The sequence below is a fragment of the Streptomyces sp. NPDC057253 genome (genome assembly GCF_042669125.1).
In the GTDB taxonomy this organism is placed as follows: domain Bacteria; phylum Actinomycetota; class Actinomycetes; order Streptomycetales; family Streptomycetaceae; genus Streptomyces.
The window spans coordinates 1-26,107 of record NZ_JBHUXV010000020.1 but is presented as its reverse complement, the minus strand read 5'-3'; the positions used below and the strand labels follow the sequence as shown (position 1 = coordinate 26,107).

22 protein-coding genes and 1 pseudogene are annotated in these 26,107 nt (G+C 72.2%); 7 read left to right on the top strand and 16 right to left on the bottom strand.

What is annotated here, in order from left to right; translation table 11 throughout:
- Positions 1-13 precede the first annotated feature (13 nt).
- Complete coding sequence (locus ACFULQ_RS13745; protein WP_383542554.1) at positions 14-910, bottom strand: alpha/beta fold hydrolase; 897 nt, start codon at positions 908-910, stop codon at positions 14-16.
- Positions 911-1,411: 501 nt separating this feature from the next.
- Positions 1,412-2,104 (bottom strand): metal-dependent transcriptional regulator, encoded by a 693-nt coding sequence (locus tag ACFULQ_RS13740; RefSeq protein ID WP_330266159.1) that lies wholly within the window; start codon positions 2,102-2,104, stop codon positions 1,412-1,414.
- Positions 2,105-2,309: 205 nt separating this feature from the next.
- On the opposite strand from ACFULQ_RS13740, the gene ACFULQ_RS13735 reads away from it, so the two are divergent.
- From ACFULQ_RS13735 to ACFULQ_RS13720, 4 genes are all read left to right on the top strand, one after another.
- The gene (locus tag ACFULQ_RS13735; RefSeq protein ID WP_383542551.1) at positions 2,310-3,086 is read left to right on the top strand and encodes an SIS domain-containing protein; all 777 of its coding nucleotides are present in this window, start codon (positions 2,310-2,312) and stop codon (positions 3,084-3,086) included.
- A gap of 14 nt (positions 3,087-3,100) precedes the next feature.
- Positions 3,101-3,622, top strand: coding sequence for a hypothetical protein (locus ACFULQ_RS13730; protein ID WP_383542549.1), 522 nt, complete (start codon positions 3,101-3,103; stop codon positions 3,620-3,622).
- A gap of 320 nt (positions 3,623-3,942) precedes the next feature.
- Positions 3,943-4,398 (top strand): GNAT family N-acetyltransferase, encoded by a 456-nt coding sequence (locus ACFULQ_RS13725; RefSeq protein WP_383542546.1) that lies wholly within the window; start codon positions 3,943-3,945, stop codon positions 4,396-4,398.
- A gap of 117 nt (positions 4,399-4,515) precedes the next feature.
- Complete coding sequence (locus ACFULQ_RS13720; protein ID WP_383542544.1) at positions 4,516-5,931, top strand: PAS domain-containing protein; 1,416 nt, start codon at positions 4,516-4,518, stop codon at positions 5,929-5,931.
- 43 nt (positions 5,932-5,974) lie between these two features.
- Here ACFULQ_RS13720 and pdxH read toward each other — a convergent pair whose 3' ends face one another.
- Positions 5,975-6,604, bottom strand: coding sequence for a pyridoxamine 5'-phosphate oxidase (gene pdxH, locus ACFULQ_RS13715; protein WP_383542769.1), 630 nt, complete (start codon positions 6,602-6,604; stop codon positions 5,975-5,977).
- Between the two features lie 191 nt (positions 6,605-6,795).
- Here pdxH and ACFULQ_RS13710 point away from each other — a divergent pair, with 191 nt between their 5' ends.
- Complete coding sequence (locus tag ACFULQ_RS13710; RefSeq protein WP_383542541.1) at positions 6,796-7,908, top strand: citrate synthase 2; 1,113 nt, start codon at positions 6,796-6,798, stop codon at positions 7,906-7,908.
- A 75-nt stretch (positions 7,909-7,983) separates the two neighbouring features.
- Here the strand turns inward: ACFULQ_RS13710 and ACFULQ_RS13705 are convergent, their stop codons facing one another.
- The 9 genes from ACFULQ_RS13705 to ACFULQ_RS13665 all read right to left on the bottom strand — a co-directional run bounded on the left by ACFULQ_RS13705 (position 7,984) and on the right by ACFULQ_RS13665 (position 18,624).
- Positions 7,984-8,598, bottom strand: coding sequence for a TetR/AcrR family transcriptional regulator (locus ACFULQ_RS13705; RefSeq protein ID WP_383542539.1), 615 nt, complete (start codon positions 8,596-8,598; stop codon positions 7,984-7,986).
- Positions 8,586-9,320, bottom strand: coding sequence for an enoyl-CoA hydratase family protein (locus ACFULQ_RS13700; RefSeq protein WP_383542536.1), 735 nt, complete (start codon positions 9,318-9,320; stop codon positions 8,586-8,588). Before ACFULQ_RS13700 ends, ACFULQ_RS13705 begins: the two co-directional genes overlap by 13 nt.
- Positions 9,317-10,885 carry a 4-coumarate--CoA ligase family protein gene (locus ACFULQ_RS13695; RefSeq protein ID WP_383542533.1) on the bottom strand — a complete coding sequence of 523 codons (1,569 nt, stop codon included), beginning with the start codon at positions 10,883-10,885 and terminating at the stop codon, positions 9,317-9,319. The genes ACFULQ_RS13700 and ACFULQ_RS13695 overlap by 4 nt, the downstream gene beginning before the upstream one ends.
- Before the next feature lie 48 nt (positions 10,886-10,933).
- Positions 10,934-12,064: an acyl-CoA dehydrogenase family protein gene (locus ACFULQ_RS13690; RefSeq protein ID WP_383542531.1), complete on the bottom strand. Its 1,131-nt coding sequence runs from the start codon at positions 12,062-12,064 to the stop codon at positions 10,934-10,936.
- Positions 12,065-12,106: 42 nt separating this feature from the next.
- Positions 12,107-13,948: a biotin carboxylase N-terminal domain-containing protein gene (locus ACFULQ_RS13685; protein ID WP_383542529.1), complete on the bottom strand. Its 1,842-nt coding sequence runs from the start codon at positions 13,946-13,948 to the stop codon at positions 12,107-12,109.
- 10 nt (positions 13,949-13,958) lie between these two features.
- The gene (locus ACFULQ_RS13680; protein WP_383542527.1) at positions 13,959-15,557 is read right to left on the bottom strand and encodes an acyl-CoA carboxylase subunit beta; all 1,599 of its coding nucleotides are present in this window, start codon (positions 15,555-15,557) and stop codon (positions 13,959-13,961) included.
- Positions 15,554-17,227, bottom strand: coding sequence for an acyclic terpene utilization AtuA family protein (locus ACFULQ_RS13675; protein WP_383542524.1), 1,674 nt, complete (start codon positions 17,225-17,227; stop codon positions 15,554-15,556). The genes ACFULQ_RS13680 and ACFULQ_RS13675 overlap by 4 nt, the downstream gene beginning before the upstream one ends.
- On the bottom strand, positions 17,224-18,108 hold the full coding sequence (locus ACFULQ_RS13670) for a TIGR03084 family metal-binding protein (RefSeq protein WP_383542521.1): 885 nt from the start codon (positions 18,106-18,108) through the stop codon (positions 17,224-17,226). The genes ACFULQ_RS13675 and ACFULQ_RS13670 overlap by 4 nt, the downstream gene beginning before the upstream one ends.
- A gap of 90 nt (positions 18,109-18,198) precedes the next feature.
- Positions 18,199-18,624, bottom strand: a complete 426-nt coding sequence (locus tag ACFULQ_RS13665) for a hypothetical protein (protein ID WP_383542518.1) — start codon at positions 18,622-18,624, stop codon at positions 18,199-18,201.
- Between the two features lie 131 nt (positions 18,625-18,755).
- Here ACFULQ_RS13665 and ACFULQ_RS13660 point away from each other — a divergent pair, with 131 nt between their 5' ends.
- A complete protein-coding gene (locus ACFULQ_RS13660) occupies positions 18,756-19,496 on the top strand; it encodes a class I SAM-dependent DNA methyltransferase (protein WP_383542515.1) in 741 nt (246 codons plus the stop codon).
- Positions 19,497-19,507: 11 nt separating this feature from the next.
- On the opposite strand, the gene ACFULQ_RS13655 is transcribed toward ACFULQ_RS13660, so the two are convergent.
- The 4 genes and pseudogenes from ACFULQ_RS13655 to ACFULQ_RS13640 all read right to left on the bottom strand — a co-directional run bounded on the left by ACFULQ_RS13655 (position 19,508) and on the right by ACFULQ_RS13640 (position 24,860).
- Complete coding sequence (locus ACFULQ_RS13655; RefSeq protein ID WP_383542513.1) at positions 19,508-20,461, bottom strand: DMT family transporter; 954 nt, start codon at positions 20,459-20,461, stop codon at positions 19,508-19,510.
- Positions 20,462-20,578: 117 nt separating this feature from the next.
- The gene (locus ACFULQ_RS13650; RefSeq protein ID WP_383542510.1) at positions 20,579-21,031 is read right to left on the bottom strand and encodes a GNAT family N-acetyltransferase; all 453 of its coding nucleotides are present in this window, start codon (positions 21,029-21,031) and stop codon (positions 20,579-20,581) included.
- Between the two features lie 12 nt (positions 21,032-21,043).
- Positions 21,044-21,810, bottom strand: a pseudogene (locus tag ACFULQ_RS13645) (metallophosphoesterase family protein).
- A gap of 68 nt (positions 21,811-21,878) precedes the next feature.
- Complete coding sequence (locus ACFULQ_RS13640; protein ID WP_383542508.1) at positions 21,879-24,860, bottom strand: FAD-binding and (Fe-S)-binding domain-containing protein; 2,982 nt, start codon at positions 24,858-24,860, stop codon at positions 21,879-21,881.
- A 90-nt stretch (positions 24,861-24,950) separates the two neighbouring features.
- Here ACFULQ_RS13640 and serC point away from each other — a divergent pair, with 90 nt between their 5' ends.
- Positions 24,951-26,069, top strand: a complete 1,119-nt coding sequence (gene serC, locus ACFULQ_RS13635) for a phosphoserine transaminase (protein ID WP_383542505.1) — start codon at positions 24,951-24,953, stop codon at positions 26,067-26,069.
- The last annotated feature ends 38 nt before the right edge of the window (positions 26,070-26,107 follow it).

Here is a 26,107-nt window from a genome sequence, read left to right as displayed (position 1 = left end):
GTCTCGCCGTGCGTCAGCCAGGGGTGGAGCCGCTCAGGCCACCCGGACCGAGTCCGTCCAGGAACGGCTCTATCGCGGCCCGCCAGGCCTCCGGCTGGTCGTAGTGGACGAGGTGGCCGGCGTCGGCGACCTCGGCGTACTCGCCGCGGGGCAGGACGCGGACCATCTCCTGGGCCTCCGCGCGGCCCAGCTCGCCGTCGAGGCCGCGGACGACCAGGGCGGGACACCTGACCTGGGTGAGTTCCTCCCAGTGGGCGTCGTAGACCCAGGTCTCACGGGACTGGAGCATCTGCTCGGGCTCGAAGACGGGGCGCCAGCCGTCGGGGGACTCGGCCATCACCTCGGCGTAGAACTCGCCGCGCGCCGGGTTGGGCCGCTCGACCCAGGGGTCGTCCTCGCCGAACCACTTGCGTACGTCGGCGAGGGTGGCGAAGGGGACCGGCCAGGCCTTGAACCACTCGCCCCACTCCCGCTGCGAGGCGGCGCCGAGGGCGGAGGCCCGCATGTCGCAGATGATCACTCCGCGGACCAGGTCGGGGCGGCGGGCGGCGAGCTGCCAGGCGGTCAGGGCGCCCATCGCGTGGCCGATGAGGACGACGGGGGCGAGGTCCAGCTGTTCGAGGGCGGCCTCGGCGTCCTCGACGTACGCGTCACGGGTGAAGGCGGCCCGAGGGGGCTTGTCGCTCTGGCCGTGACCGCGCTGGTCGAGCGCGACGGCCCGGTACCGCTCGGAGAGCCAGCGGGCGGTGGACGCCCAGTGGGAGGCACGGCCCATCAGGCCGTGGAGTAAGAGGACCCCGGGTGATCGTTTCTCCGGGGGTTCATGGGGGTCGGTCTTGGGAGGATCGCCGAACTCCCAGGCCGCGAGACGTACGCCGCCCGCCCCGGTCACGTCGATGCGCCGCGCCATTGGCACCCCCCTTGGCCTGCCGTGCCTGTGGTGTCTGTCCTGTCTGCCGCTGTCATGTCGTACATCTGTGCAGCGCACGCCCCGCGCGCCCCGTCACCCTCACACTATCGAACTTGTATTCGAAAATGGGTTCTCGCGCGGCAACACCCCTCGTTCGAGTGACCGCACTCAAGGAATGATCGCCGCCGCCGAGGGGAGATCTTCAGCGGGAGGCGGACCGCTCGGGGAAACCGGTCCGAGGGGAATGACCCTGAGAGCTCGGGGCTCCGGGTCAGCACAGGGGAGGACAGGCCCCGGCGCCGAAAGGTGCCGGGGCCATCCCCACATCTACGGCACATCCGCCCGCCCCCTCAGGTCATATGCCTCACGCGACAGCCTCGCACGGGAAGCGTCGAAGCGCTGCGATTCCGCACAGTGAATCTCGGATCGACGAGCCCTGTACGACACCGGGCACCAGTCCCGGACAGACCACAACTACCCCGCACAACCGGGAAGTTGAGCTCAGCGCTTGGCCACGAACACATGCGAGGCGACGTCCGACTCCAGCTCGGCCGCCTCACCACCGCTGCCCACCAGCACCCCGCCGGCCGACTCCGTCACGCTCACCACCGAACCGGGCTGCACACCCGCGCGGCGCAGCGTGTACATCAGCTGCGCGTCCGTCTGGATCGGCTCGCCGATACGGCGTACGACGACCGTCTTGCCGTCGAGACCCGGGTCCAGCTCGGCCAGCGACACCATGCCCTCGTCCAGGAAGGGGTCGGCGCCGTCCTTCTCGCCCAGCTCCTCAAGGCCCGGGATCGGATTGCCGTACGGCGACTCGGTCGGGTGGCGCAGCAGCTCGAGCACCCGGCGCTCCACCGCCTCGCTCATCACATGCTCCCAGCGACACGCCTCCGCGTGGACCTGCTCCCACTCCAGGCCGATCACATCGACCAGCAGACACTCCGCGAGGCGGTGCTTGCGCATCACGCGCGTGGCCAGGCGGCGGCCCTCGTCCGTCAGCTCCAGGTGGCGGTCGGTGGCGACGGACACCAGGCCGTCACGCTCCATCCGCGCCACGGTCTGGCTGACCGTGGGCCCGCTCTGGTCCAGCCGCTCGGCGATCCGGGCGCGCATGGGGACCACACCTTCCTCCTCCAGCTCGAGGATGGTGCGGAGATACATCTCCGTGGTGTCGATCAGTCCGGACATACGTGCCCCTTGATGAGATCTGCCGGAAGCACGACAGCTTCCCGGCGCGTGCGCTGGCCCTGGCCTCAATTCTGCCGGATACCACTGACAAGCGTGCCGCGCCGGTGTAACCGAGCGGTGACGAGCAGGCTCGCGACCGTATTGACATCCCAGTGGTCCAGACCGCACGGTGATCCGCGACACAGCGACGAAGGGTGGATGACGCATGGGCGAGACGGGCTCCGCGCGCGCCGACGGCAAGCTGTCCGGGCAGTTCTTCGATGCCGCGATCGGGCTGCTGGAACGGGTCCGGGACGAGGAGGGCGAGTCCGTCGCGGCGGCCGGCGAACTGCTCGCCGACACCGTCGCCGCCGGGGGGCGCCTCTTCGCCTTCGGCGCCGGGCACTCCTCGCTCGCCGCGCAGGACCTGGTCTACCGGGCCGGCGGGCTGGCCCTGATGAACCTGCTCACCGTGCCGGGGGTCGTGGGCGTCGACGTCATGCCCGCCACCCTGGGCTCCGCCCTGGAACGGGTGGACGGCCTCGCGAGCGCGGTCCTGAACTGCTCCCCGCTCCGCGCCGGCGACGCCCTGGTGATCATCTCCCTGTCCGGCCGCAACGCGCTCCCCGTCGAGATGGCCCTGACCGCCCGCGCCCTCGGCGTGAAGGTCATCGGCGTCACGTCTCTCGCCTACACGACCGCGACGAAGCCCCGCCACAGCTCGGGCACCTTCCTCAAGGACCACTGCGACGTCGTCCTCGACTCCAAGATCTCCGTCGGCGACGCGGAACTCACCCTGGACACCGTCCCGGCCCCCTTCGCCCCGGCCTCCACGGTGGTGACCTCGGCCCTGCTCCAGGCGGTCATGGCCACGACCGCAGCCGCCCTCGCAGCCCGCGGAATCGACCCACCCCTGCTCCGCTCGGGCAACGTGGACGGCGGCCTGGAGTGGAACGACCAGGTCTTCGAGGAGTACGGGGACCGGATCTTCTACCGGCACTGAGGGGTGCGTCCGACATGGAGGCGCGGGAGCGGAGCTACCGGTACGTCGGACCGGCCGAGCTGAAGGCCACGGTCGGGCCGGGCGACGGCGGGTACCGGATCGGCTCGACGGCCGAGTTCGCCGGCTGGATCGCCGACCGCTCGGCGGCCGAACTGGCCGAACCGTTCACCTTCGTGGTCGGCACGGACGGCGTGCTCCGGCTGGCGCCACGCCGAAGCGAGCACGTGGCCTGTGCCGGCGGTGCCGAGGTACTGAGCGCCGGTGAGATGGGCTTCGTCCGGGAGGCGGACGGGTGGGCGGTGAGCGAGGTCAGCAACCAGTCCACGGGCTACTGCCCGGACGTCACGTCCTGGCCCACGGTCGCCCGCGCCCTGGACCATGCAGGACTCGACCGGCCCTCCGGCTTCACTCACGAGGTGGTGTTCCGCCGGTGCCCCGACTGCCGGCAGCACAACATCGTCCGCGAGGGCGATTTCGTCTGCGTCTTCTGCGGCGGTGACCTGCCGCGGACATGGAACGTGGACCCCACTGCCTGACGGGCTCCACACGCAGACGACCCGCGAGCTCGGGTCCCTCCGCCTGGGGCGGAGGAGCCGGCCGGACGTTACCGGCGAGCTCGCGGGTCGGGTGACTGCGTTGAATTGGCCGGCTGCGCGCATCTCGTACGCGCTGGTCCGGCACCGCACTGAATGTGGTGGCAGGCCGCTAGCCCGCAGCCACCTCGCGCGTCCGGGTTTCATACATGTACCCGATCACCTCCTTTCGGCGTGAAGCACACACTAGGAAGCGATCGGCCGCCGATCAACCAATTTTAGGATGGCGTTGCTGATCGAGTCGGAGGCATGGAGGGGGACCCGTGACTGATCTGCGGATCAAGCCTGTCGTCGGGGACGGCATGGCTGAGGAGTGGCGGTTTGTGCACAACGTGATCGTGCCGCCCGCTGCCCTGGGGGTGGATGAGGTGCGGGCGCGGCTTGGGCGTAATCGGATGGAGAACGCCTATCTCGGGGACGTGCTCGTGGGGTGTTCCACTGTGCGGCCGCCGGGGGACGGTGGCGTCGTGACCGTCATCGCGCGTGTGCTGCCCGATTACCGGGGGCGGGGTTTCGGGACGGCTCTCTACGAGAAGTGTCTTGATCATGCGCGTGTGCTCGGTGCGCGGGTGATCGAGACGTGCGTGCTGGCCGTCAATGAGGACGGCACCCGGTTCGCGCGGGCGCGCGGGTTCGTCGAGGTCGACCGGTATGTGCTGGACGGCGGAAGCGACGAGTGGGTCGACCTGCGGCTGGAGCCCGGCAGGTGGGCCGCTTAGGGGGATTCGGCACGTTTCCGGCGTACAACGATTCCCTCAATCTTGCGGGAACCCGGTGTGTGCTGCGTCACGTTCGAGTTGAATTGATTGTTAGTGAGCGGCTGGCAGGGGGTCCAGGTGAGTGCTTCCCGGCGTAGTGGGACCACCGACGAGCTGGGGCCCGACGGCCCCGGGCCGGACGGCCCGGAGGGTTCTGAGGGCTCGGGCGGTTCGGATCTGCTCGCTGCGCTGCTGGACGGCATGGACGCGGCGCTGTGCGCCTTCGACGCGGAGGGTGTCGTCACCCACTGGAACCGTGAGGCCGAGCGCATCCTCGGGTGGAGTTCCGCCGAGGCGGTGGGCCGGCACGGGTTCGCGGGGTGGGCCGTACGGCCGGCCGACGCCGAGGAGGTCGAGGGGCGGCTGATGTCCGCCATGCGGGCGCCCGGCCGCCAGGTGCACGAGTTCGCGCTGCTGACCAAGGACGGCGGCCGGGTGCTCGTGCGGACCCAGTCGGCGGCCGTACGAGGGCCCGACGGCGAGCCCGCCGGGGTGTACTGCGCCTTCAGCGAGGTGCACACGCAGATCGACCTGGAGCGGTCGATCGCGTTGAGCGAGGCCCTGTTCGAGGACGCGTCCTGGGGTGTCGTGCTGGTCGACGCCGATCTGCGGCCCGCCGTGGTGAACGCGCACGCGGCCCGGTCGCTGGGCGTCGGCCGTACGTCCGTGCTGGGGCGGCCCCTCGGGGAGTTGCTGGCGCAGGGCGTGGAGGAGCTGGAGAGCGCGCTGACCCATGTGCTGGCCGAGGGCGCGCCGCCGGCGCCGGCCGAGATCTGGGTCGGGGTGCGGACGCCGGACGGCGACAAGCGGCGCTGCTGGCGGTGCGGGTTCGTCCGGCTGGCCTCGCCGCTCGCGGAGGAGCCGGTGCCGTTGGGTGTGGGCTGGCTGTTCCAGGACGTGACCGAGGCCAAGCAGAGTGAGCAGGAGGCCTCGCTGCTGCGGTTCCGGACGAATCAGCTGCACCGGGCGGCGCGGGCGGCGGCGGAGTGCGAGGACCCGGCGGAGGCGGCGGTCGTGCACCTGGACTTCGCGCTGGCCGGGTTCGCCGATCACGCGCTGATCGACCGGGTGGCCGGTGCCGCGGTGGCCGACGGCGAGGCGGAGGGTCCGGTCCGGCTGGTGCGGGTCGCCGCGACGCCCTCCGGGGCGCCGGGACCGAGTCTGCTGTCGGGTGCGGCCGGGCTGCCGGTGCGCTACGGCGAGGGGCATCCGGCGTTGCAGTGCGTGGACCGGGTGGGGTCGGTGCGGGCGAGCGTCGGCTCAGTGCCGGCGGACCGGGCCCGTGAGTGGGCCGAGGCCCGCCAGTGGCCCGGGGACGTGGTGCACGCGCTGTGCGCGGTGCTGCGCAGCAGGGGGCGGACGCTGGGGGTCGTGACGTTCCTGCGGGGTGCCGGCCGGGGTCAGTTCGAGCGCAGCGACGCGGTGTACGCGGAGGACGTGGCGGTACGGATCGCGTCCGCGCTGGATCTGGGCGGCGTGGTGGGACGGGCGTGACCCCACGTCCGGCCGGGTCTGAAGCCTGCGGCCCGGCCCGGTCTCACGGGCTGAGGCGTTCCACCCGCCAGGTTCCGTCCGCCTCCGCCACGTAGCGCAGTCGGTCGTGGAGGCGGTTCTCGCGGCCCTGCCAGAATTCGACCGTCTCCGGTGCCACCCGGAAGCCGCCCCAGTGCGGGGGGACCGGGACCTGTTCGCCCTCGGGGTAGCGCGCGGCGAGGTCGGCGTAGGCGGTGTCGACCTGTTCGCGTGAGGCGATGACCGAGGACTGGGCGCTGGCCCAGGCGCCGAGCTGGGAGCCGTGCGGGCGGGTGCGGAAGTACGCGGCGGTCTCGTCGCGGCCGGTGCGGCGGGCGAGGCCGGTGACGATGACCTGGCGGGCCATCGGGTGCCAGGGGAAGAGCAGGCAGACGTACGGGTTCTCGGCGAGGTCGCGCGCCTTGCGGGAGTCGTAGTTGGTGAAGAAGACGAAGCCCTGTTCGTCGAACTGCTTCAGCAGCACCGTGCGGGAGCTGGGGCGGCCCCGGGCGTCCGCGGTGGAGACGACCATGGCGTTCGGTTCGAAGAGGTGCGCCTCGGTGGCCGCCTGCTTGAACCAGCGCGCGAACTGTTCGACGGGGGTCGTGGCCAGGTCGGTCTCGGCGATGCCCTCCGCGCGGTACTGCTCGCGCATGGAGGCGGGGTCCGGGAAGACGGCGTGTGCTGCGTCGGTCACCCGGTCATCTTGCCGTACGGACGCCACTGCCACAGGTGGTGGCACTGAGTGCCGCGCACCTCCCCAAAGGTGGCACTCGGGGATAGTGTGGCGTCATCCGTCGTACGCATCACGAGTCATCCGTCGTACACATCATGAGGAGCCGCCTGATGTCCGACCACGACCCCGGCTTTGTCCCCGGCCTCGAAGGAGTCGTCGCGTTCGAGACGGAGATCGCCGAACCGGACAAGGAGGGCGGCGCGCTGCGGTACCGGGGCGTCGACATCGAGGACCTGGTCGGCCATGTCTCCTTCGGCAACGTGTGGGGGCTGCTGGTCGACGGCGCCTTCAATCCCGGTCTGCCGGCCGCCGAGCCGTTCCCGATCCCGGTGCACTCCGGGGACATCCGCGTGGACGTCCAGTCGGCGCTCGCCATGCTCGCGCCGGTGTGGGGCCTCAAACCGCTGCTCGACATCGACGCCGAGCAGGCGCGGGCCGACCTCGCCCGGGCGGCCGTGATGGCGCTGTCCTACGTCGCCCAGTCCGCGCGCGGGCAGGGCCTGCCGATGGTGCCGCAGCGGGAGATCGACAAGGCGCAGTCGGTCGTCGAGCGGTTCATGATCCGCTGGCGCGGGGAGCCGGATCCCAAACATGTCGCGGCCGTCGACGCGTACTGGACCTCGGCCGCCGAGCACGGCATGAACGCGTCCACGTTCACCGCGCGCGTGATCGCCTCCACCGGTGCGGATGTCGCCGCGGCGCTCTCCGGGGCCGTGGGTGCCATGTCCGGGCCGCTGCACGGCGGTGCGCCGTCCCGGGTGCTCGGGATGATCGAGGAGATCGAGCGGACGGGCGACGCGGAGGCGTACGTCAAGCAGGCGCTGGACCGGGGTGAGCGGCTGATGGGGTTCGGGCACCGGGTCTACCGGGCCGAGGACCCACGCGCGCGTGTGCTGCGTCGTACGGCTCGTGAGCTGGGGGCGCCGCGCTTCGAGGTGGCCGAGGCGCTGGAGAAGGCGGCGCTGGCGGAGCTGCATGCGCGGCGGCCGGATCGGGTGCTGGCCACGAATGTGGAGTTCTGGGCGGCGATCGTTCTCGACTTCGCGGAGGTGCCGGCGCACATGTTCACGTCGATGTTCACGTGTGCGCGTACGGCTGGGTGGTCGGCGCACATTCTTGAGCAGAAGCGGACGGGGCGGCTTGTGCGGCCGTCTGCGCGGTACGTGGGGCCGGGGTCCAGGGATCCTCGGGACATTGAGGGGTACGGGGGGATCGCCCACTGAAGGGCGTGCCTGAGGCTTGCGGGCGGCTGCGGGTGCGTGGGGGCTGGTCGCGCAGTTCCCCGCGCCCCTGACGAGTTACAGCAGCGCCTCGTTCAACAGCGCTGTCCATTGAGTCACCACTCTGTCCCGCCTGGCCTTGTCGTCCGTCAGCAGGTTCGCGAGGCCCAAGCCTCTCGCCATGTCCAGGAGGCCCTGGACCGTTTCTCGGACGCCTGGCTTCGACTCGTCCGCGCCCAGTAGGTCTACGGCGATCCTGTGGGTCTCTCGGCCTACCCGCGCCTCCAACTCCGTCACCCGGGGGCGTAGTTGCTCCTCGTTGGAGGCGGCCACCCAGAGGTGGAGGGCGGCTCGGAAGAGGGGGCCCGTGTAGAGGTCCACCAGGGCGGAGATCACCGCTCTGCGGTCGTCCGCCGCGCCCTGCGGGAACAGGGCGCGGAGGGCTGTGGAGCGTTCCTCGGCCACGTACTCGACGGCCGCGGTGAAGAGGTCCTCGCGGGTCGGGAAGTGGTGTTGGGCGGCGCCTCGGGAGACTCCGGCGCGTTCGGCGACCACCGTGACCGTGGAGCCCGCCCAGCCGTGTTCGGCGAGGCAGGACACGGCGGCTTCCAGGAGGCGCTGCCGGGTTGCGCGGCTGCGGTCCTGCTTGGGCCGGCGTTCGGCCCGGTCGCCGATCGTGGTCACACCACCCATGAGGGATCCCGTCGTTCCAGGAAGGCCGTCATGCCCTCGCGCGCGTGCGGTGAGGCGAACAGCCGGGCCGAGAGCGCGGTCAGGGCGGCCGCGTCCCGGTCGAAGGTCTCCAGCACCCTAGCCGTGAGCAGCCGTTTCGTCTCGGCCAGGGCCTCGGGTGCGGACCGGCGCAGCCCGTCGAGGATCGGTTCGAGTACGGCGTCCACGTCGTCGCCCGCCGCGGTCACCAGGCCGATGCGGGCGGCCTCGGCCGCGTCGAAGCGCTCGCCGGTGAGGTAGTGGCGGGCCAGGGCGCGGGGGTCGGTGCGGGGCAGCAGGGTCAGGGAGATGACCGCGGGGGCGACGCCGATCCGTACCTCGGTGAAGGCGAACGTCGACACCGTGGACGCGGCCGCGATGTCGCAGGCGGCGAGGAGGCCGAGGCCGCCCGCGCGGACGTGTCCGGTGACGCGGGCGACGACCGGTTTGCCGAGTTCGACGATCTGGCGCAGGACGCCGACCAGGGATTGCGGGTCCGGGGGGTCCTTGAGGTCGGCGCCCGCGGAGAAGGTGGTGCCGGTGTGGGTGAGGACGATCGCGCGGACGTCGGGTTCCTTGGCGCAGTCCGTCAGCGCGGCGGCCAGCTCTCCCACCAGGGCGGCCGAGAGGGCGTTGCGGTTGTGCGGGGAGTCGAGGGTGAGGGTCTCGACGGCACGCGCGCGGGTGCGGGCGACGAGGGTCATACGCGTTCCCTGAGCTGTCGTCGGAGGATCTTGCCGGAGGCGGCGCGGGGCACTCCGGCGATGAAGGTGACCTGGCGGACACGTTTGTAGGGGGCGACGCGTTCGGCGACGTACATCATGACCTCGCTCTCGGAGAGCTCGGGGGCGGTGGGCCGGCGGACGACGTAGGCGTGCGGGACCTCGTTGCCGTCCTCGTTGTAGACGCCGATGACGGCCGCGTCGGCGATGCCGGGGTGGGTGAGCAGGAGGGCCTCCAGTTCGGCGGGGGCCACCTGGAAGCCCTTGTACTTGATGAGCTCCTTGACCCGGTCGACGACGAACAGCCAGCCGCCGGCGTCGACATGGCCGACGTCCCCGGTGTGCAGCCAGCCGTCGGGGTCGATCATGGCGGCGGTGTCGTCGGGGCGGTCGAGGTAGCCCTTCATGATCTGCGGGCCGCGGATGAGGATCTCGCCGGCCTCGCCGGTGCCGAGGTCCTTGCCGGGGTCGTCGAGGGACACGATCCGCATCTCGGTGCCGGGGATGAGCTTGCCGACCGTCCCGGGCGGTGCCTCGCGCATGGCCGACAGGGGGACGACGTGGGTGCCGGGCGAGAGCTCGGTCATGCCGTACGCCTGGCCGACGGGCGGGAGGCCGAGCCGGGCCGAGCAGGCGGCGGCGAGTTCGGCGTCCAGCGGGGCGGCGGCGCTGACGACGTACCGCAGGGACGAGAGGTCGTACCGCTCGATCAGCGGGTGCTTGGCGAGGGCGAGGACGATCGGCGGGGCCACGTACAGGCCGGTGATGCGGTGGTTCTGGATGGCGGCGAGGAAGGTCTCCAGGTCGAAGCGGGGCAGGACGACGACCGAGGCGCCCTGGCGCAGGGGGGCGTTCATGAGGGCCGTGAGGCCGTAGATGTGGAAGAAGGGCAGGACGGCGAGGATGCGGTCCTCGGGGCCAGCCGACATCAGCGGTTCGAGTTGGGCGAGGTTGGTGGCGATCTGCCGGTGGGTGAGCATCACCCCCTTGGGGGTGCCGGTGGTGCCCGAGGAGTACGGCAGGGCCGCCACGTCCGCCGCCGGGTCGATGTCGATGTGCGGCTCGGGGGCCGTGGAGGCAAGCATGTCGATCAGGGAGCGGTGGCCGGGGGCGCTGTCGCAGACGAAGATCTCCCGTACCCCGCCCGCGAGTTCGGCCGCCCGGCGGGCGGTCTCGAGCAGCGGGGAGACCGTGACGATCCACCGGGCCGCGGAGTCGGAGAGCTGCTTGGCGAACTCCTCCGGCGTGGACAGCGGGTGCACGGTCGTGACGGAGGCGCCCGCGCGGGTGGCGGCGTAGAACGCGGTCGGGAAGGCGATCGTGTTGGGGCTGTGCAGCGCGAGCACGTCCCCCTGGACGACGCCCGCCTCCGCGAGGCCGGCCGCGACCCGGCGGTGGAACGCGTCGAGCTGTCCGTACGTGAGGGCGGTGCCGTCGGTGCCGTCGATCAGGGCGGGCGCGTCACCGAACTCGGCGGCGCGGGCCAGCACCGCGTCGTGGATGGGGAGTTCTACGGGCTGGACGTCTGCGTACTCGCTGCGGAACACGGTTCCTCCAAGACGGCCGATACCGGGCGGGTCTGATCCCAAGACGGCCTAGTACGACTTGGGCAGGCCCAGGGTCTGGTGGGAGACGTAGTTGAGAATCATCTCCCTGCTGACCGGTGCGATACGAGCCACGCGCGCGGCCGTTATCAGCGAGGCGATCCCGAACTCCTTGGTGAGACCGTTGCCGCCGAGGGTGTGAACTGCCTGGTCCACGGCCTTCACACAGGCCTCCCCGGCCGCGTACTTCGCCATGTTGGCGGCCTCGCCCGCTCCCACGTCGTCGCCGGCGTCGTAGAGGTGGGCCGCCTTCTGCATCATCAAACGGGCGAGTTCGAGGTCGATGTGGGCCTGGGCGAGGGGGTGGGCGACGGCCTGGTGGGCGCCGATGGGGGTGTTCCAGACCGTGCGGTCCTTGGCGTAGGTGATGGCCTGTCCCAGGGCGTAGCGGCCCATTCCGATCGCGAAGGCGGCGGTCATGATGCGTTCGGGGTTGAGGCCGGCGAAGAGTTGCAGCAGGCCCGCGTCCTCGTCCCCCACCAGGGCGTCGGCGGGGAGGCGTACGTCGTCGAGGGTCAGCTCGAACTGCTTCTCCTGGGCGTTGAGTTCCATCTCGATCCAGCGCCTGCCGAAGCCCGGGGCGTCCCGCGGGACGATGAACAGGCAGGGCTTCAGGCGGCCGGTGCGGGAGTCCTCGGTGCGGCCGACTATGAGGGTGGCGTCGGCGATGTCGACTCCGGAGACGAAGACCTTGCGGCCGGTGAGCAGCCAGTCGGCTCCGTCGCGGTGAGCCGTGGTGGTGATGCGGTGGCTGTTGGAGCCGGCGTCCGGTTCCGTGATGCCGAAGGCCATGGTGCGGGTGCCGTCGGCGAGCGCAGGGAGCCATTCCTGTTTCTGGGACTCGGTGCCGAAGCGGGCGATCACCGTGCCGCAGATGGCCGGGGAGACGATCATCATCAGGAGGGGGGCGCCTGCTGCGCCGAGCTCTTCCAGGACGATGGAGAGTTCGGCTATTCCGCCGCCTCCGCCTCCGTACTCCTCGGGCAGGTTGACTCCCAGGTAGCCGAGTTTGGCTGCCTCGGACCAGAGTGCCTCCCTGTCGTAGTCGCGGCCGTGGCGTTTGCCCAAGGCGGATACGGCCGTGCGGAGGGCTTTGTGCTCATCGGTTTCGATCGTGGGCATGTGGCTCCTTCGTGGGGGCTGGTCGCGCAGTTCCCCGCGCCCCTAAGCAGTTCGGACTACGGCCAGTAGAGAGCCGACCGTTACTTGTTGGCCGACCACTGCATTGAGCTCGCTGAGCGTTCCTGTCTGTGGCGCTGTGATCTTGTGTTCCATCTTCATCGCCTCCAGCCACAGCAGCGGCTGGCCCGCCTCCACCGCGGATCCCTCCGTCAGGCCGTCCGCGACCCGTACGACCGTTCCCGGCATGGGGGCCAGCAAGGAGCCCGGGGCAAGCTGGGCCGTCGGGTCCGGGAAGCGGGGCAGGGCCGTCAGCGACACTCCCCCGACGTACAACTGGTCGCCGTACCTCGACACCTCGAACTTCCGCTGCACTCCGTCCACTTCGAGTACGACCCCGCCCGCGTCCGCGTGCAGCACCCGCACCCCGTCCGCCTCCAGGCCCTCCCTCGTGTGCCGGTAACGGACCTCGTGCTCCTCGCCCGCCATCTCGTAGCGCCTGGTCTGGGGGGTCGAGGGGAGGTTGCGGAAGCCGCCGAAGCGGGAGCGGCCCACCGCGTCGGTGAGGGCCGCCGCCAGGGGGGCGAGCGGATCGGGGCGCGGCTCGGCGAGTTCAGTCAGGTGACGGTCGTAGAAGCCCGTGTCCATGCGGGCCGTCGTGAACTCCTTGTGGCGCAGGGAGTTGACCAGCAGGTCCCTGTTGGTGGTCGGGCCGTGGAGGGTCGCCGTCTCCAGGGCGCCGGCCAGTCTGCGGACCGCCTCCGCGCGGGTGGGGGCGTGGGCGACGACCTTGGCGAGCATCGGGTCGTAGTGGACCCCGATGGCGTCGCCGTCCTCGTAGCCGGTGTCGAGGCGGACGGACGGGGACAGGGAGAGGCGGTGCAGGGTGCCGGTCTGCGGGGTCCAGTCCCTCGACGGGTCCTCGGCGTAGAGGCGGGCCTCGATCGCATGGCCACGCGCGTGTGGGGGCTCGGCGGGCAGGGCGGCCCCCTCCGCGATCCTGATCTGCTCGGCCACCAGGTCGAGGCCGAACACCGCCTCCGTGACCGGGTGTTCGACCTGGAGGCGGGTGTTCATCTCCAGGAAGTGGGCCCGGCCGTCGGCGACGAGGAACTCGACCGTGCCCGCGCCCACGTAGTCGACCGCGCGGGCCGCCCGGACCGCCAGCTCGTGCAGTTCCCGGGTGAGGGTCTCCGAGAGGCCCGGCGCCGGGGCCTCCTCGATCACCTTCTGGTGGCGGCGCTGGAGGGAGCAGTCGCGGGTGCCGAGGGCCCAGACCGTGCCGTGGGTGTCGGCGAGGATCTGGACCTCCACGTGGCGGCCGTCCTCGACGTACGGCTCGACGAAGACCTCACCGTCGCCGAAGGCGCTCGCGGCCTCGGCGCGGGCGCTGCTCAGGGCCTGGTCCAGGTCCTCCAGCCGGCGCACGATCCGCATTCCGCGGCCTCCGCCGCCCGCGGCCGCCTTGACCAGCACGGGCAGGTCGGCGGCCGTGACGTCCTCCAGGGGAGCGAGGCCCATCAGCTGCTTCGCGCGCGTCTTGGACGCCATCGCCTCGATCGCGGTCGGGGGCGGGCCGATCCAGACCAGGCCCGCGTCCAGGACCGCCCGTGCGAAGTCGGCGTTCTCGGAGAGGAAGCCGTAGCCGGGGTGCACGGCGTCGGCGCCGGCGGCGACGGCCGCCTTCACGATCAGGTCGGCGCGCAGATAGGTGTCGGCGGGGGCCGCGCCAGGGAGTCGTACGGCCGTGTCCGCCACGCGTGTGTGGAGGGCGTTCGCGTCCGGGTCGGAGTGCACGGCGACCGTGCGGATGCCCGACTCGGCGCAGGTGCGGAAGATCCGGCAGGCGATCTCGCCCCGGTTGGCGACCAGCACAGAAGTGATCACTGAAGGTTCCTCACATCCGGAAGACGCCGAAGCCGCCGCGGGCGCCCTCGTAGGGGGCGGTGTGGATCGCGGACAGGCACATGCCGAGGACCGTGCGGGTGTCGCGGGGGTCGATGACGCCGTCGTCGTAGAGCCGCCCGGACAGGAACATGGGCAGCGACTCGGACTCGATCTGCTGCTCCACCATGGCGCGCAGGGCCGCGTCGCCCTCTTCGTCGTACGGCAGCCCCTTCGCGGCGGCCGACTGGCGGGCGACGATGGAGAGGACGCCGGCGAGCTGCTGGGGGCCCATGACGGCCGACTTGGCGCTGGGCCAGGCGAAGAGGAAGCGCGGGTCGTAGGCGCGGCCGCACATGCCGTAGTGGCCGGCGCCGTAGGAGGCGCCCATGAGGACGGAGAGGTGCGGGACCTTCGAGTTGCTGACCGCGTTGATCATCATCGCGCCGTGCTTGATGATGCCGCCCTGCTCGTACTCCTTGCCGACCATGTAGCCGGTGGTGTTGTGCAGGAAGAGCAGCGGGATGTCGCGCTGGTTGGCCAACTGGATGAACTGGGCGGCCTTCTGGGACTCCTCGGAGAACAGGACGCCCTGTGCGTTGGCCAGGACGCCGACCGGGTAGCCGTGGAGTTCGGCCCAGCCGGTCGCGAGGCTGGTGCCGTACAGGGGCTTGAACTCGTCGAAGTCGGAGGCGTCGACGATCCGGGCGATCACCTCGCGCGGGTCGAAGGGGGTGCGCAGGTCGCCCGGGACGATCCCGAGGAGTTCCTCCTGGTCGTACTTGGGCGGCTCCGCGGGGCCCGGATCGCCGTACGCCTTGCGGTGGTTGAGGCGGGCGACGACCCGGCGGGCCTGCCGGAGCGCGTCCGGCTCGTCGACGGCGAAGTAGTCCGCGAGGCCCGACACGCGCGCGTGCATCTCGGCGCCGCCGAGGGACTCGTCGTCGCTCTCCTCGCCGGTGGCCATCTTGACCAGGGGCGGGCCGCCGAGGAACACCTTGGCGCGTTCCTTGACCATGATCACGTGGTCGGACATGCCGGGGATGTAGGCACCGCCCGCCGTGGAGTTGCCGAAGACGACGGCGACGGTCGGGATCCCGGCCGCGGACAGCCGGGTCAGGTCCCGGAAGATCGCGCCGCCCGGGATGAAGATCTCCTTCTGGGACGGCAGGTCGGCGCCGCCGGACTCCACCAGGCTGATGCAGGGCAGCCGGTTGGCGAGGGCGATGTCATTGGCCCGCAGCGCCTTCTTCAGCGACCACGGATTGCTCGCGCCGCCGCGCACGGTCGGGTCGTTGGCGGTGATCAGGCACTCCACGCCCGCCACCACCCCGATCCCGGTGACGAGGGAGGCGCCGACCGTGTAGTCGCTGCCCCAGGCGGCCAGCGGGGACAGCTCCAGGAAGGGCGTGTCGGGGTCGAGGAGCAGCTCGATGCGCTCGCGGGCGAGCAGCTTGCCGCGCTTGCGGTGCCGTGCGACGTATTTCTCGCCCCCGCCCGCGAGCGCCTTGGCGTGCTCGGCGTCCAGGTCGGCGAGCTTGGCGAGCATGGCCTCGCGGTTGGCCCGGTGGTCGGGGCCGGTCGGGTCGAGGGTGGTCCGCAGGATCGTCACAGCAGGGCCTCCGGGATGTCCAGGTGGCGGGAGCGCAGCCATTCGCCGAGGGCTTTGGCCTGGGGGTCGAAGCGGTGCTGGGCGGCGACGCCCTCGCCGAGGATCGACTCGACGACGAAGTTCAGGGCGCGAAGGTGCGGGAGGTCGTGCCGGGTGACGGTCAACTCCGCGGTCTCCGGGAGGAGTTCGCGCAGTCGGTCCACGGTCAGCGTGTGGGCGAGCCACCGCCAGGCCTCGTCGGTGCGCGCCCAGACCCCGATGTTGGCGTTTCCGCCCTTGTCCCCGCTGCGGGCACCCGCGACCAGCCCGAGCGGGGCCCTGGCCACCGGCCCCGCGGCGAGCGGCTCCGGCAGAGGTGGCTGAGGGACTTCTTCGAGTACGGCGGTCTCCTGGGGCGGCGCCACAGGGATCCGTCGGCCGTCGTGGAGGACGGCCACATGGTCCACGGCTCCATGGGGGACGTACACCTCCTCGAAGACCCCATAGGGCGAGCCCTTCCCCGGGGGCGCCAGCACATGGAAGCCGGGGTAGCTCGCCAGGGCCAGTTCCACGGCGGCCCCGCTGAGCGCCCGTCCGACGACCTCCTGGTCCGCGTCCCGGACGACCAGTCGCAGCAGTGCGCTCGCGGTCTCCTCGGTGTCGGCGTCGGGGCGGTCGGTGCGGGCCAGGTCCCAGCGCACGTCGGCGACCTTGGCGAGGACCGGTTCCAGCTGCTCCCGCACCAGCGCGGCCTTGGCCTCGATGTCCAGGCCGGTCAGGACGAAGGCGACCTCGTTGCGGAAGCCGCCGAGCCGGTTGAGGCCGACCTTGAGGGTGGGCGGCGGGGCCTCGCCGCGCACCCCGGTGATCCGGACGCGGTCGGGGCCGTCCTGGGTGAGCCGGACCGTGTCGAGGCGGGTGGTGACATCGGGTCCCGCGTACCGGGCGCCCTGCGTCTCGTACAGGAGCTGGGCCGTCACGGTGCCGACGTCCACGAAGCCGCCGGTGCCGGGGTGTTTGGTGATGACGGCGGTGCCGTCCTCGTGGAGTTCGGCGAGGGGGAAGCCGGGCCTTCTCAGATCGCGGGCGCCCTCGGCGAAGAACGCGTAGTTGCCGCCGGTCGCCTGCGTCCCGCACTCCAGGACGTGCCCGGCGACGACGGCTCCCGCGAGGCGGTCGTACTCCCCGGGTCCCCAGCCGAAGTGGGCGGCGGCGGGCCCGGTGACCAGGGCCGCGTCCGTCACCCGGCCGGTCACGACCACGTCCGCGCCCTCGCGCAGAGCGGCCGCGATGCCGAAGCCGCCGAGGTAGGCGTGGGCGGCGAGGCTGCCGGGGTGCCGGGCGGTGAGGTCGTCGCCCTCGACGTGGGCGACGCGGACCGGTAGGCCGAGGCGGTCGGCCAACTCCCGTATGCGGTCCGCGAGTCCGGACGGGTTCAGGCCGCCCGCGTTGGTGACGATCCGGACGCCCCGCTCGTGCGCGAGACCGAGGCACTCCTCCAGCTGGCGCAGGAAGGTGCGGGCGTATCCGGCGCCCGGGTCCTTCAGGCGGTCCCGGCCCAGGATGAGCATGGTCAGCTCGGCGAGGTAGTCGCCGGTGAGGACGTCGAGTTCACCGCCGGTGAGCATCTCGCGCAGGGCGTCGAAGCGGTCGCCGTAGAAGCCGGAGGCGTTGCCGATGCGGACGGTCATCCGGCGGCCCCCTTCGCCGGGTCTCCGGGAGCCTTAGCCGGATCTCCGGGAGCCTTAGCCGGGTCTCCGGGAGCCTTGGCCGGGTCTCCGGAAGCGGCCCCCTTGGGCGCGCGTCCCTTGCCGGGCGGGCCCGCGAAGGCCTGGGCGATGTCCAGCCAGCGGTCGGCGTACTCGCCGTGGGCGGTCAGGGCGAGGTCGGCGCGGTGGGCGCGCTGGGTGACCAGGAGGCAGAGATCGAGGGCGGGGCCGGTGACGCGATCGGCCGCGTCCTCGGGGCCGTAGACCCACAACTCGCCGCTCGGGCTGGTGAGTTCAACGCGGAACTCCTCGAAGGGCGGGGTCAGTCCGTGCACCCCGAAGGCGAAGTCCCGGGTGCGGACGCCGAGGCGGACGATGTGCCGGATCCGGTCGGTGGGCTCGCGGGTCACGCCGAGCGCGTCCGCCACGTCCAGGCCGTGGGCCCAGGTCTCCATGAGGCGGGCGGTGGCCATGGAGGCGGTGGACATGGGCGGGCCGTACCAGGGGAAGCGGGCGCCCTCGGGGGCCTCGCGCAGGGCCTCGGCCAGGTCCTCGCGGCCGGCCCGCCAGTACGCGAGCAGCCGCGCGGGAGGCTTCCTCGCGCCTTCCTCCGCGCCGTTGTCCACGAAGTCCCCGGGGGCCGCGAGCGCCTTCTCGACCTCGCGGGAGAAAGCCCTCGGGTCGGTCACGGCGAGCAGGGAGGAGTGGTCGGTCCAGGCGAGGTGGGCGATCTGGTGGGCGACGGTCCAGCCGGGGGCGGGGGTCGCGAGTGCCCACTGCTCGGGAGTCAACTCGGCCACGAGACAGTCGAGTTCCTCGCTCTCGGCGCAGAGGTCGTCGATGACGGGCGTGGGGTCTGCCATGGGGTGAGGATGGCAGCGACCCAGGAAACAAGCAAGCGTGCTTGCATTGTTTTTGGTCGTGGGTGGTACGTGGTGGTCAGCACCTGTCGGTCAGATCCAGTCGCCGAGGCCTCGCCACTGGCGGACCTTCACCACGGTGACTCCGCCCATGACGGCCGCGGCCAGGAGCGGCACGAGCGGGAACATGATCGCGATGCCCCACGACAGGAAGCCCGTGTCCACGCCTTCGTAGCCGCCCCACGGCTCCCGGGCCACCTGGGCGGTCTCGCCCGGGTGGCCGTCGTACGTGACCTTCACCGTGTGCGCGGGGGCACCGACCTGCGGGCCGCTGCACACGGTGTGGGACCCACCGCGTCCGCCGCCCTCGCTGTGGCATTCCGCGAACCGGACCTGCACGGGGTGCGCCAGCACCTCCACCCGCGTGAGCCCGGTGATCACCGCCCAGGCCGTCGCCGCGAGGCACAGCACAGTGATCATGCCGTAGCCCACGGAGGCCCGCCCCAGCCCCTTTGTCATGGGTTCAGCATGCGCCTCGGCGGCCGTGTCCGGTACGGCGGGTGCCCTCGGTACGGCGGGTGCCCTCGGTACGGCGGGTGCCCCGGATAAATCGCGCGCCCCTCCCCCACCCCCGCCGGTACCGTCGCCCGGTGACCGATCACGAGGACTACTTCGGAGAGACCGTCGCGGCGACCTACGACGCGTCGGCGGCGGGGATGTTCACGGCGGGCGCGGTCGATCCGGCCGTGGCCGTGCTGGCGGAGCTGGCCGGTGACGGGCGGGCCCTGGAGCTGGGGATCGGGACCGGGCGGATCGCGTTGCCGCTGGCTCGGCGCGGGGTCGAGGTGCACGGGATCGAGCTGTCCCGGGCGATGGCGGAGCGGCTGCAGGCCAAGCCCGGCGGCGAGACGGTCGGGGTGACGTTCGGGGACTTCGCGACGGCCCGGGCGCCGGGGAGTTTCTCGGTGGCCTATCTGGTCTTCAACACGATCATGAACCTGACCACCCAGGACGCCCAGGTGGACTGCTTTCGCAACGCCGCGGCACACCTCAAGCCCGGGGGCACCTTCGTCATCGAGGTCATGATCCCCCAACTGCGGAAGCTCCCGCCCGGACAGAACACCGTGCCCTTCCACGTCGGCGAGACGCGCCTGGGCTTCGACACGTACGACACCGCCACCCAGGCGATGGCCTCCCACCACGTCAGCGTCGAGGACGGCCGGGGCTCCTTCCGCTCGATCCCCTTCCGGTACGTCTGGCCCGCGGAACTGGACCTCATGGCCCGGCTGGCCGGGATGCGGCTGCGGGACCGCTGGGCGGACTGGAACCGGGCGCCCTTCACCGGCGACAGCGAGTCCCACGTCTCGGTGTGGGAGAAGACCGGGGACTGACCGGCCGCCGGTCAGCTCACGGGGTGCTCGCCAGGTCCGCCCGCCAGGTCCGCCTTGCCGCGTCCCACCTGGGTGCGGACCGCTCCCATGCTCGCCGCGATCACCAGCGCGATGGCGAGTGCCTGGAGGACGGAGAGGGCCTGGCCGAGGATCAGGAAGCCCGCGAGGGCGGCGATGCCCGGCTCCAGGCTCATGAGGATCGCGAAGGTGGACGCGGGCAGGCGGCGCAGGGCGAGGAGTTCCAGGGTGTAGGGCAGCACGGAGGACATCACGGCGACCGCCGCGCCCAGGCCCACGGTCACCGGGTCGAGGAGCCGGGTGCCGGACTCGACGGCGCCGAACGGCAGGAACGCCAGCGCGCCCACCGCCATCGCCAGGGCGAGCCCGTCGGCCTGCGGGAACCGGCGGCCCGTGCGCGCACTGAAGACGATGTACGCCGCCCACATGGCCCCCGCCGCCAGCGCGAAGGCCACGCCGAGCGGGTCGAGGCTGCCGAAGTCGCCGCCGCCGAGGAGGAAGACACCGGCGAGCGCGAGGCCCGCCCAGACGGCGTTGACCGCGCGGCGGGAGGCGAGCACCGACAGGGTGAGGGGGCCGAGGACCTCCAGGGTGACCGCGGGTCCGAGGGCGATGCGGTCGACGGCCTGGTAGAAGAGGCCGTTCATCGCGGCCATGGTGAGGCCGAAGACGACGACCGTGCCCCAGTCGGTGCGGGAGTGGCCGCGCAGCCGGGGCCGGCACACCAGGAGCAGCACGATCGCGGCGGCCAGCAGCCGCAGGGTGACCACGCCGAGCGCGCCCGCCCTCGGCATCAGGGTCACGGCCAGCGCGGCGCCGAACTGCACGGAGACACCACCGGCGAGGACCAGGCCGACGGGCCCGAGCGAGCCGAGGCGACGGGCACCGCCGACGGGCGCCGCGGCGACCGGGGGCGAGGACGGCAGGTCGGTGCTGGGGGTGGTCACGGGGCTTCCAGGAGGTCGGTTCGGGGGCCGGCGTTCATCGTGCTGCACTGCTGAGTCCAGGGTAGTGGACTTGGTCAGGTGCGTAAACCCGCTATACGACTGTCTCGATGGATGGAATCAGCCCCGCACCATGAACACGTCGACCGAGTCCTCGGACTCCACCGTGAAGCCGTGGCGTTCGTAGAGGCGGCGGGCCTTGCTGCCCTGGAGGACGTTGAGGCGTACGGTCACGCCGTCCGCGTCGGTGCGAGCGAGCAGGGTGCGCAGGACGGCCGAGCCGAGGCCGCGGCCCTGGAGTGCCGGGTCGATGAAGAAGTGCTCCAGCCAGTGCCCGTCCTCGTGCCCGTCCTCGGCTGGGCGCAGCGCGACACAGCCCGCGAAGCGGCCCTCGGCCACGATGACCGACAGCTGCTCGGCCACGAAGGCGTCCCGGAACCGCTGGCGCACCCGCCGCTCGTCGAATCGCCCCAGCCGCTCCAGGTCGGGCCGCAGCACCACGGCCCGCAGCTCGGCTATCGGCTCGACGTCGTCCGGGGTCGCGGGGCGCAGGCTCCAGGTCAGCGTGTCCATGATCGGAGTCTCTCAGGGCGAGGCGGGCCTGCCGTCCCGTGGCCCGAAGGCCGCGAGCGCCTCCGCGTCCGTCGCCCTCGCGCTCAGGTAGTACTCCGCCCACTCCGCGATCCCCGGCCAGTCGCACTCCGCGACCAGTCGCCGCACGGCCGCCGGGATGTCGTACGGCGTCACCCGCAGGTCCGTCCCCGGGCCCAGCAGGCACCAGTGGGCGCCGGGGCGGCCGTACGGCATGCCGACGCTGCCGGGGTTGACGACCAGGCGGCCGTGGGCGAGCCGGACGTACGGCATGTGGGTGTGGCCGCAGACGATCGTGCGGACGGGGTCGGGGACGCCGGCGAGGACCTCCGTCCAGCGGGCGGGGCGGGAGTCGACCAGGACGACCTCCTCGTCGTCGCGCGGGGTGGCGTGGCAGAACAGGACCTCGCCGAGGCCCTGGACGGTGAGGGTGCGGGTGGCGGGGAGCGAGGCCAGGAACTCCACGTCGGTGTCGGTGAGTCGGGCGGCGGCGTAGGGGCCGATCGGTCGGGGATGTCCGCCCGCTCTCCCCTGCGGTACTCGACGAGCTCGCGGTCCGCGTTGCCCGAGATCCACAGCACGCGCTCCCCCTGGCTCCTCAACAGGGCCAGGACTTCCGCCGGTTGGGGGCCTGCGGTGATGTCCCCGGTCAGCACGATCCGGTCGGCGCCGGCCACGTCCGGCTCGGCGAGGACGGCTTCCAGGGCGGGCAGGACACCGTGGATGTCGGAGAGGACGGCGACGCGGTCGAAGGGGGGCATGGTGCCGAGTCTGCACGGGGGGCGAAAGTACCGCGCCGTTTCAGGGGTGTTGGTGCAGAGCTGCTGGTTCAGGGCTGTTGGTCCAGTGCCTCCGCCAGCACCTCCGCCAGATGCCGGCCCCGCACCCCCGCGAGCTGCTCCAGCTGGGTCCGGCAGGAGAAGCCGTCGGCGAGCACCACCGCGTCCTCGGGCGCCCGGCGCACCGACGGCAGCAGCTGTTCCTCCGCGCAGACCCGGGACACCTCGAAGTGCCCTTTCTCGAAGCCGAAGTTGCCCGCAAGGCCGCAGCAGCCGCCGGTCAGCTCGCCGGTGAGGCCCGCGGCCTCGCGCAGTCGGCGGTCGGAGGCGTCCCCCAGTACCGCGTGCTGATGGCAGTGGGTCTGGCCCACGACCGGGCGGTTCAGGGCCGGTGGCCGCCAGTCGGGGGCGAGCCGCTCCAGCGCCTCCGCGAAGGTGAGAACCCTGCGGGCCAGCCGGGCGGCCCTCGGGTCGTCGTGCAGCAGCTCCGGGAGGTCGGTGCGGAGCGCGGCGGCACAGCTCGGCTCCAGGACGACGAAGGCGGGCGGCTCCGTCACCTCGTCCAGTTCCGGCAGCAGGAACGGCTCCACCAGGTCCAGCGTGCGGCGCAACACCGCGCGAGCGCGGTCGAGTTGGCCCGTGGACAGATACGTCAGGCCGCAGCAGGCACGGACGCGGGGGCGGCCCAGGGACGCCGACGTGCCGACGCTCTCGACCTCGTCGTCCTGCGACCGCCGCACCGTCCACGGCCGCCCCGGCAGCTCGACGGCCCCGATCCCGGCCGCCTCCAGCACCCGCACCGCCGCCCGGCCGACGTCCGGCGAGAGGTGCTCGGTGAAGGTGTCGGGCCACAGGAAGACCATCTTCCCGGGCATGCCAGGCTGCCCGGGCGCCCCGGGATGCGCAGGCACCCCTCCCGTCCGGGCCTCGCTCATCCACCCCCGCACCCGCTCACGGTTCCGCCGCCGCAGCCACCGGCTGAACGTCACCGGGGCCAGCCGAGGGATCCGCCGCTCGGCCGCGATCCCGCCGAGCCGTTTCGCGACGGCCGCCAACGGCCTTACGGAGGCGAGGGCGTTGACCAGCGGGGCCAGCCGCAGCCGGTCCACCCGGCGCAGCCACTCCGGCAGCCGGCCCATGCTGTAGTGGGCGGCCGGCCGGCGGCGCCCGGCGTAGTGGTGGTGCAGGAACTCCGCCTTGTACGTGGCCATGTCGACCCCGACCGGGCAGTCGGACCGGCAGCCCTTGCAGGACAGGCACAGGTCGAGGGCGTCCCGCACCTCCGTCGAGCGCCAGCCGTCGGTCACGACACCGCCCGCCTCACCCGCGAGCATCTCGTGCAGCAGCCGCGCCCGTCCGCGCGTGGAGTGCTCCTCCTCCCCGGTGGCCCGGAAGGACGGGCACATCACGGCGGGCCCGGACGCCGATGTCGTACGGCATTTCGCGACCCCGACACAGCGCCGTACGGCCGCGGAGAAGTCACCGCCGTCGGCCGGGTACCCGAAGGCGACGTCGACCGGCTTCCGGGGCAGGACGGAGAAGCGGAGGTTCGCGTCGAGGGGGGCCGGGCGGACCAGCACGCCGGGGTTGAGGAGGTCGTCCGGGTCCCAGACGCCCTTCGCGCGCTCGAAGAGGGCGACCATCTCGTCGCCGTACATCCGCGGGAGCAGTTCGGCACGGGCCAGGCCGTCGCCGTGCTCGCCGGACAGCGAGCCGCCGTGGGCGACGACCAGGTCGGCGAGCTCCTCGGAGAAGCGCCGGAAGCGTGCCACCCCGGCCTCGGTCAGCAGGTCGAAGTCGATGCGGACGTGGATGCAGCCGTCGCCGAAGTGGCCGTACGGCGTGCCGCGCAGTCCGTGGGAGCCGAGCAGGCGCCGGAAGTCCCGCAGGTACGCCCCGAGCCGCCGCGGCGGCACCGCGCAGTCCTCCCAGCCGGGCCACGCCTCGGAGCCGTCCGGCATGCGGGTGGCCGTACCGCTGGCGTCCTCGCGGATGCGCCACAGGGCCCGCTGTCCTGCCGGGTCGGTCACCACGAGGGCGTCGAGGACGTCGGCGGCGCGCACGATCCGCTCCGCACGCGCGCGTGCCTCGGCCACGCTGTCCGCGCCGGTCTCCACGAACAGCCAGGCGCCGCCCCTGGGCAGCGCGGCCGCCGCGGGCACCAGGTCGGCCGCCATGCCCTCCACCGTCAGGGGGCAGTGTGCCAGGAGCCCGGCGGCGGCCTCGGCGGCCGCGCCCTCGTCCGCGTAGCCGAGCACCGCGAGCGCACGCGCGCGTGGCGCCCGGACGAGCCCCACGACGGCCTCGGTGAGGACACCGAGGGTGCCCTCGCTGCCGCAGAACGACCGGGCGACGTCGGCCCGGTGCTCCGGCAGCAGGGCGTCCAGCGCGTACCCGGAGATCCGGCGGGGCAGCTCGGGGAACCCGGTCCGCAGCCGCGCGAGCTCCCCGTCCACCAGCTCCCGCAGGCCCGCGGGCGCCCCGGCCCACTCCTGTCCGAGCCGGAGCCGCTGCCCGCGCGCGGTGACGACGTCCAGCTCGCGCACGCTGTCGGCGGTGGTGCCCCAGGCCACCGAGTGGGAGCCGCAGGAGTTGTTGCCGATCATCCCGCCGAGGGTGCAGCGGCTGTGGGTGGAGGGGTCGGGCCCGAACCGCAGCCCGTGCGGGGCGGCGGCCTCCTGGAGCCGGTCCAGCACCAACCCGGGCTGCACGACCGCGGTGCCCGCCTCGGGGTCCAGCGACAGGACCCGGTTCATGTGCCGGGTGAAGTCGAGTACGACTCCGGTCCCGGTGGCCTGCCCGGCGATGGACGTACCGCCGCCCCGGGGCACGACGGGTACCCCGTGCGAGCGACACACCTCCAGCACGGCGGCCACGTCGTCGGCGTCCACCGGCGCGACGACCCCGAGCGGGACCCGCCGGTAGTTGGAGGCGTCCATCGTGGTCAGCGCCCTGGAGGTGACGCCGAAGCCGACGTCACCGCGCACGGCCTTGCGCAGTTCCGCTTCCAGACCGGTCTTGGGTCCACTCATGGGTCCAGCCTCCCAGGCCGTCCGGGCGGCCACGTCTCAGCCGACGGACGAGGTTTCACCCAGGTTTCCCCCAGCGGCTAACCTCGGTCCGTGGCTGAGATCCAGATTCCCGCTGACATCAAGCCCGCCGACGGACGTTTCGGCGCGGGCCCCTCCAAGGTGCGGGTCGAGGCGCTCGACGCCCTCGCCGCGACCGGTACGTCCCTGCTCGGGACCTCCCACCGCCAGGCCCCGGTGAAGAACCTGGTCGGCCAGGTGCGTGAGGGCATCTCCGAGCTGTTCTCGCTGCCCGAGGGCTACGAGGTCGTCCTCGGCAACGGCGGCTCGACCGCGTTCTGGGACGTGGCGACGCACGGCCTGATCGAGAACAGGTCGCAGCACCTGAACTTCGGCGAGTTCTCGTCGAAGTTCGCGAAGGCGTCCAAGCTCGCGCCCTGGCTGGCCGAGCCCACCGTCATCGCCTCCGACCCCGGCACGCACCCCGAGCCGCGGGCCGAGGAGGGCGTCGACGTGTACGCCTTCACCCACAACGAGACGTCGACGGGTGTCGCCGCCCCGATCAAGCGGGTCGCGGGCGCGGACGCGGGCGCCCTGGTCCTGGTCGACGCGACGAGCGGCGCCGGCGGCCTGCCGGTGGACGTGTCGGAGACGGACGTCTACTACTTCGCCCCGCAGAAGTCCTTCGCCTCCGACGGCGGCCTGTGGATCGGCGTGTTCTCCCCGGCGGCGATCGAGCGCGCGGAGCGGATCCACGCGTCCGGCCGCCATGTCCCGGAGTTCTTCAGCCTCCCCACGGCGATCGACAACTCCCGCAAGAACCAGACGTACAACACCCCGGCCCTCGCCACGCTCTTCCTGCTGAACCAGCAGCTGGAGTGGATCAACGGCCAGGGCGGCCTCGCCTGGTCGACGGCCCGCACCAAGGACTCCTCGACCCGCCTCTACAGCTGGGCGGAGGAGTCCAAGCACGCGACGCCGTTCGTCACCGACCCGGCCAAGCGCTCCCAGGTCATCGGCACGATCGACTTCTCCGACGAGATCGACGCGGCCGCGATCGCCAAGGTCCTGCGCGCCAACGGCATCGTCGACACCGAGCCCTACCGCAAGCTCGGCCGCAACCAGCTCCGCGTCGCGATGTTCCCGGCGATCGACCCGGCGGACGTCGAGGCCCTGACGAAGTGCATCGACTACGTGATCGAGAAGCTCTGATCACTTCGCTACGACGACGAGGGGCGCCCGGCGAACAC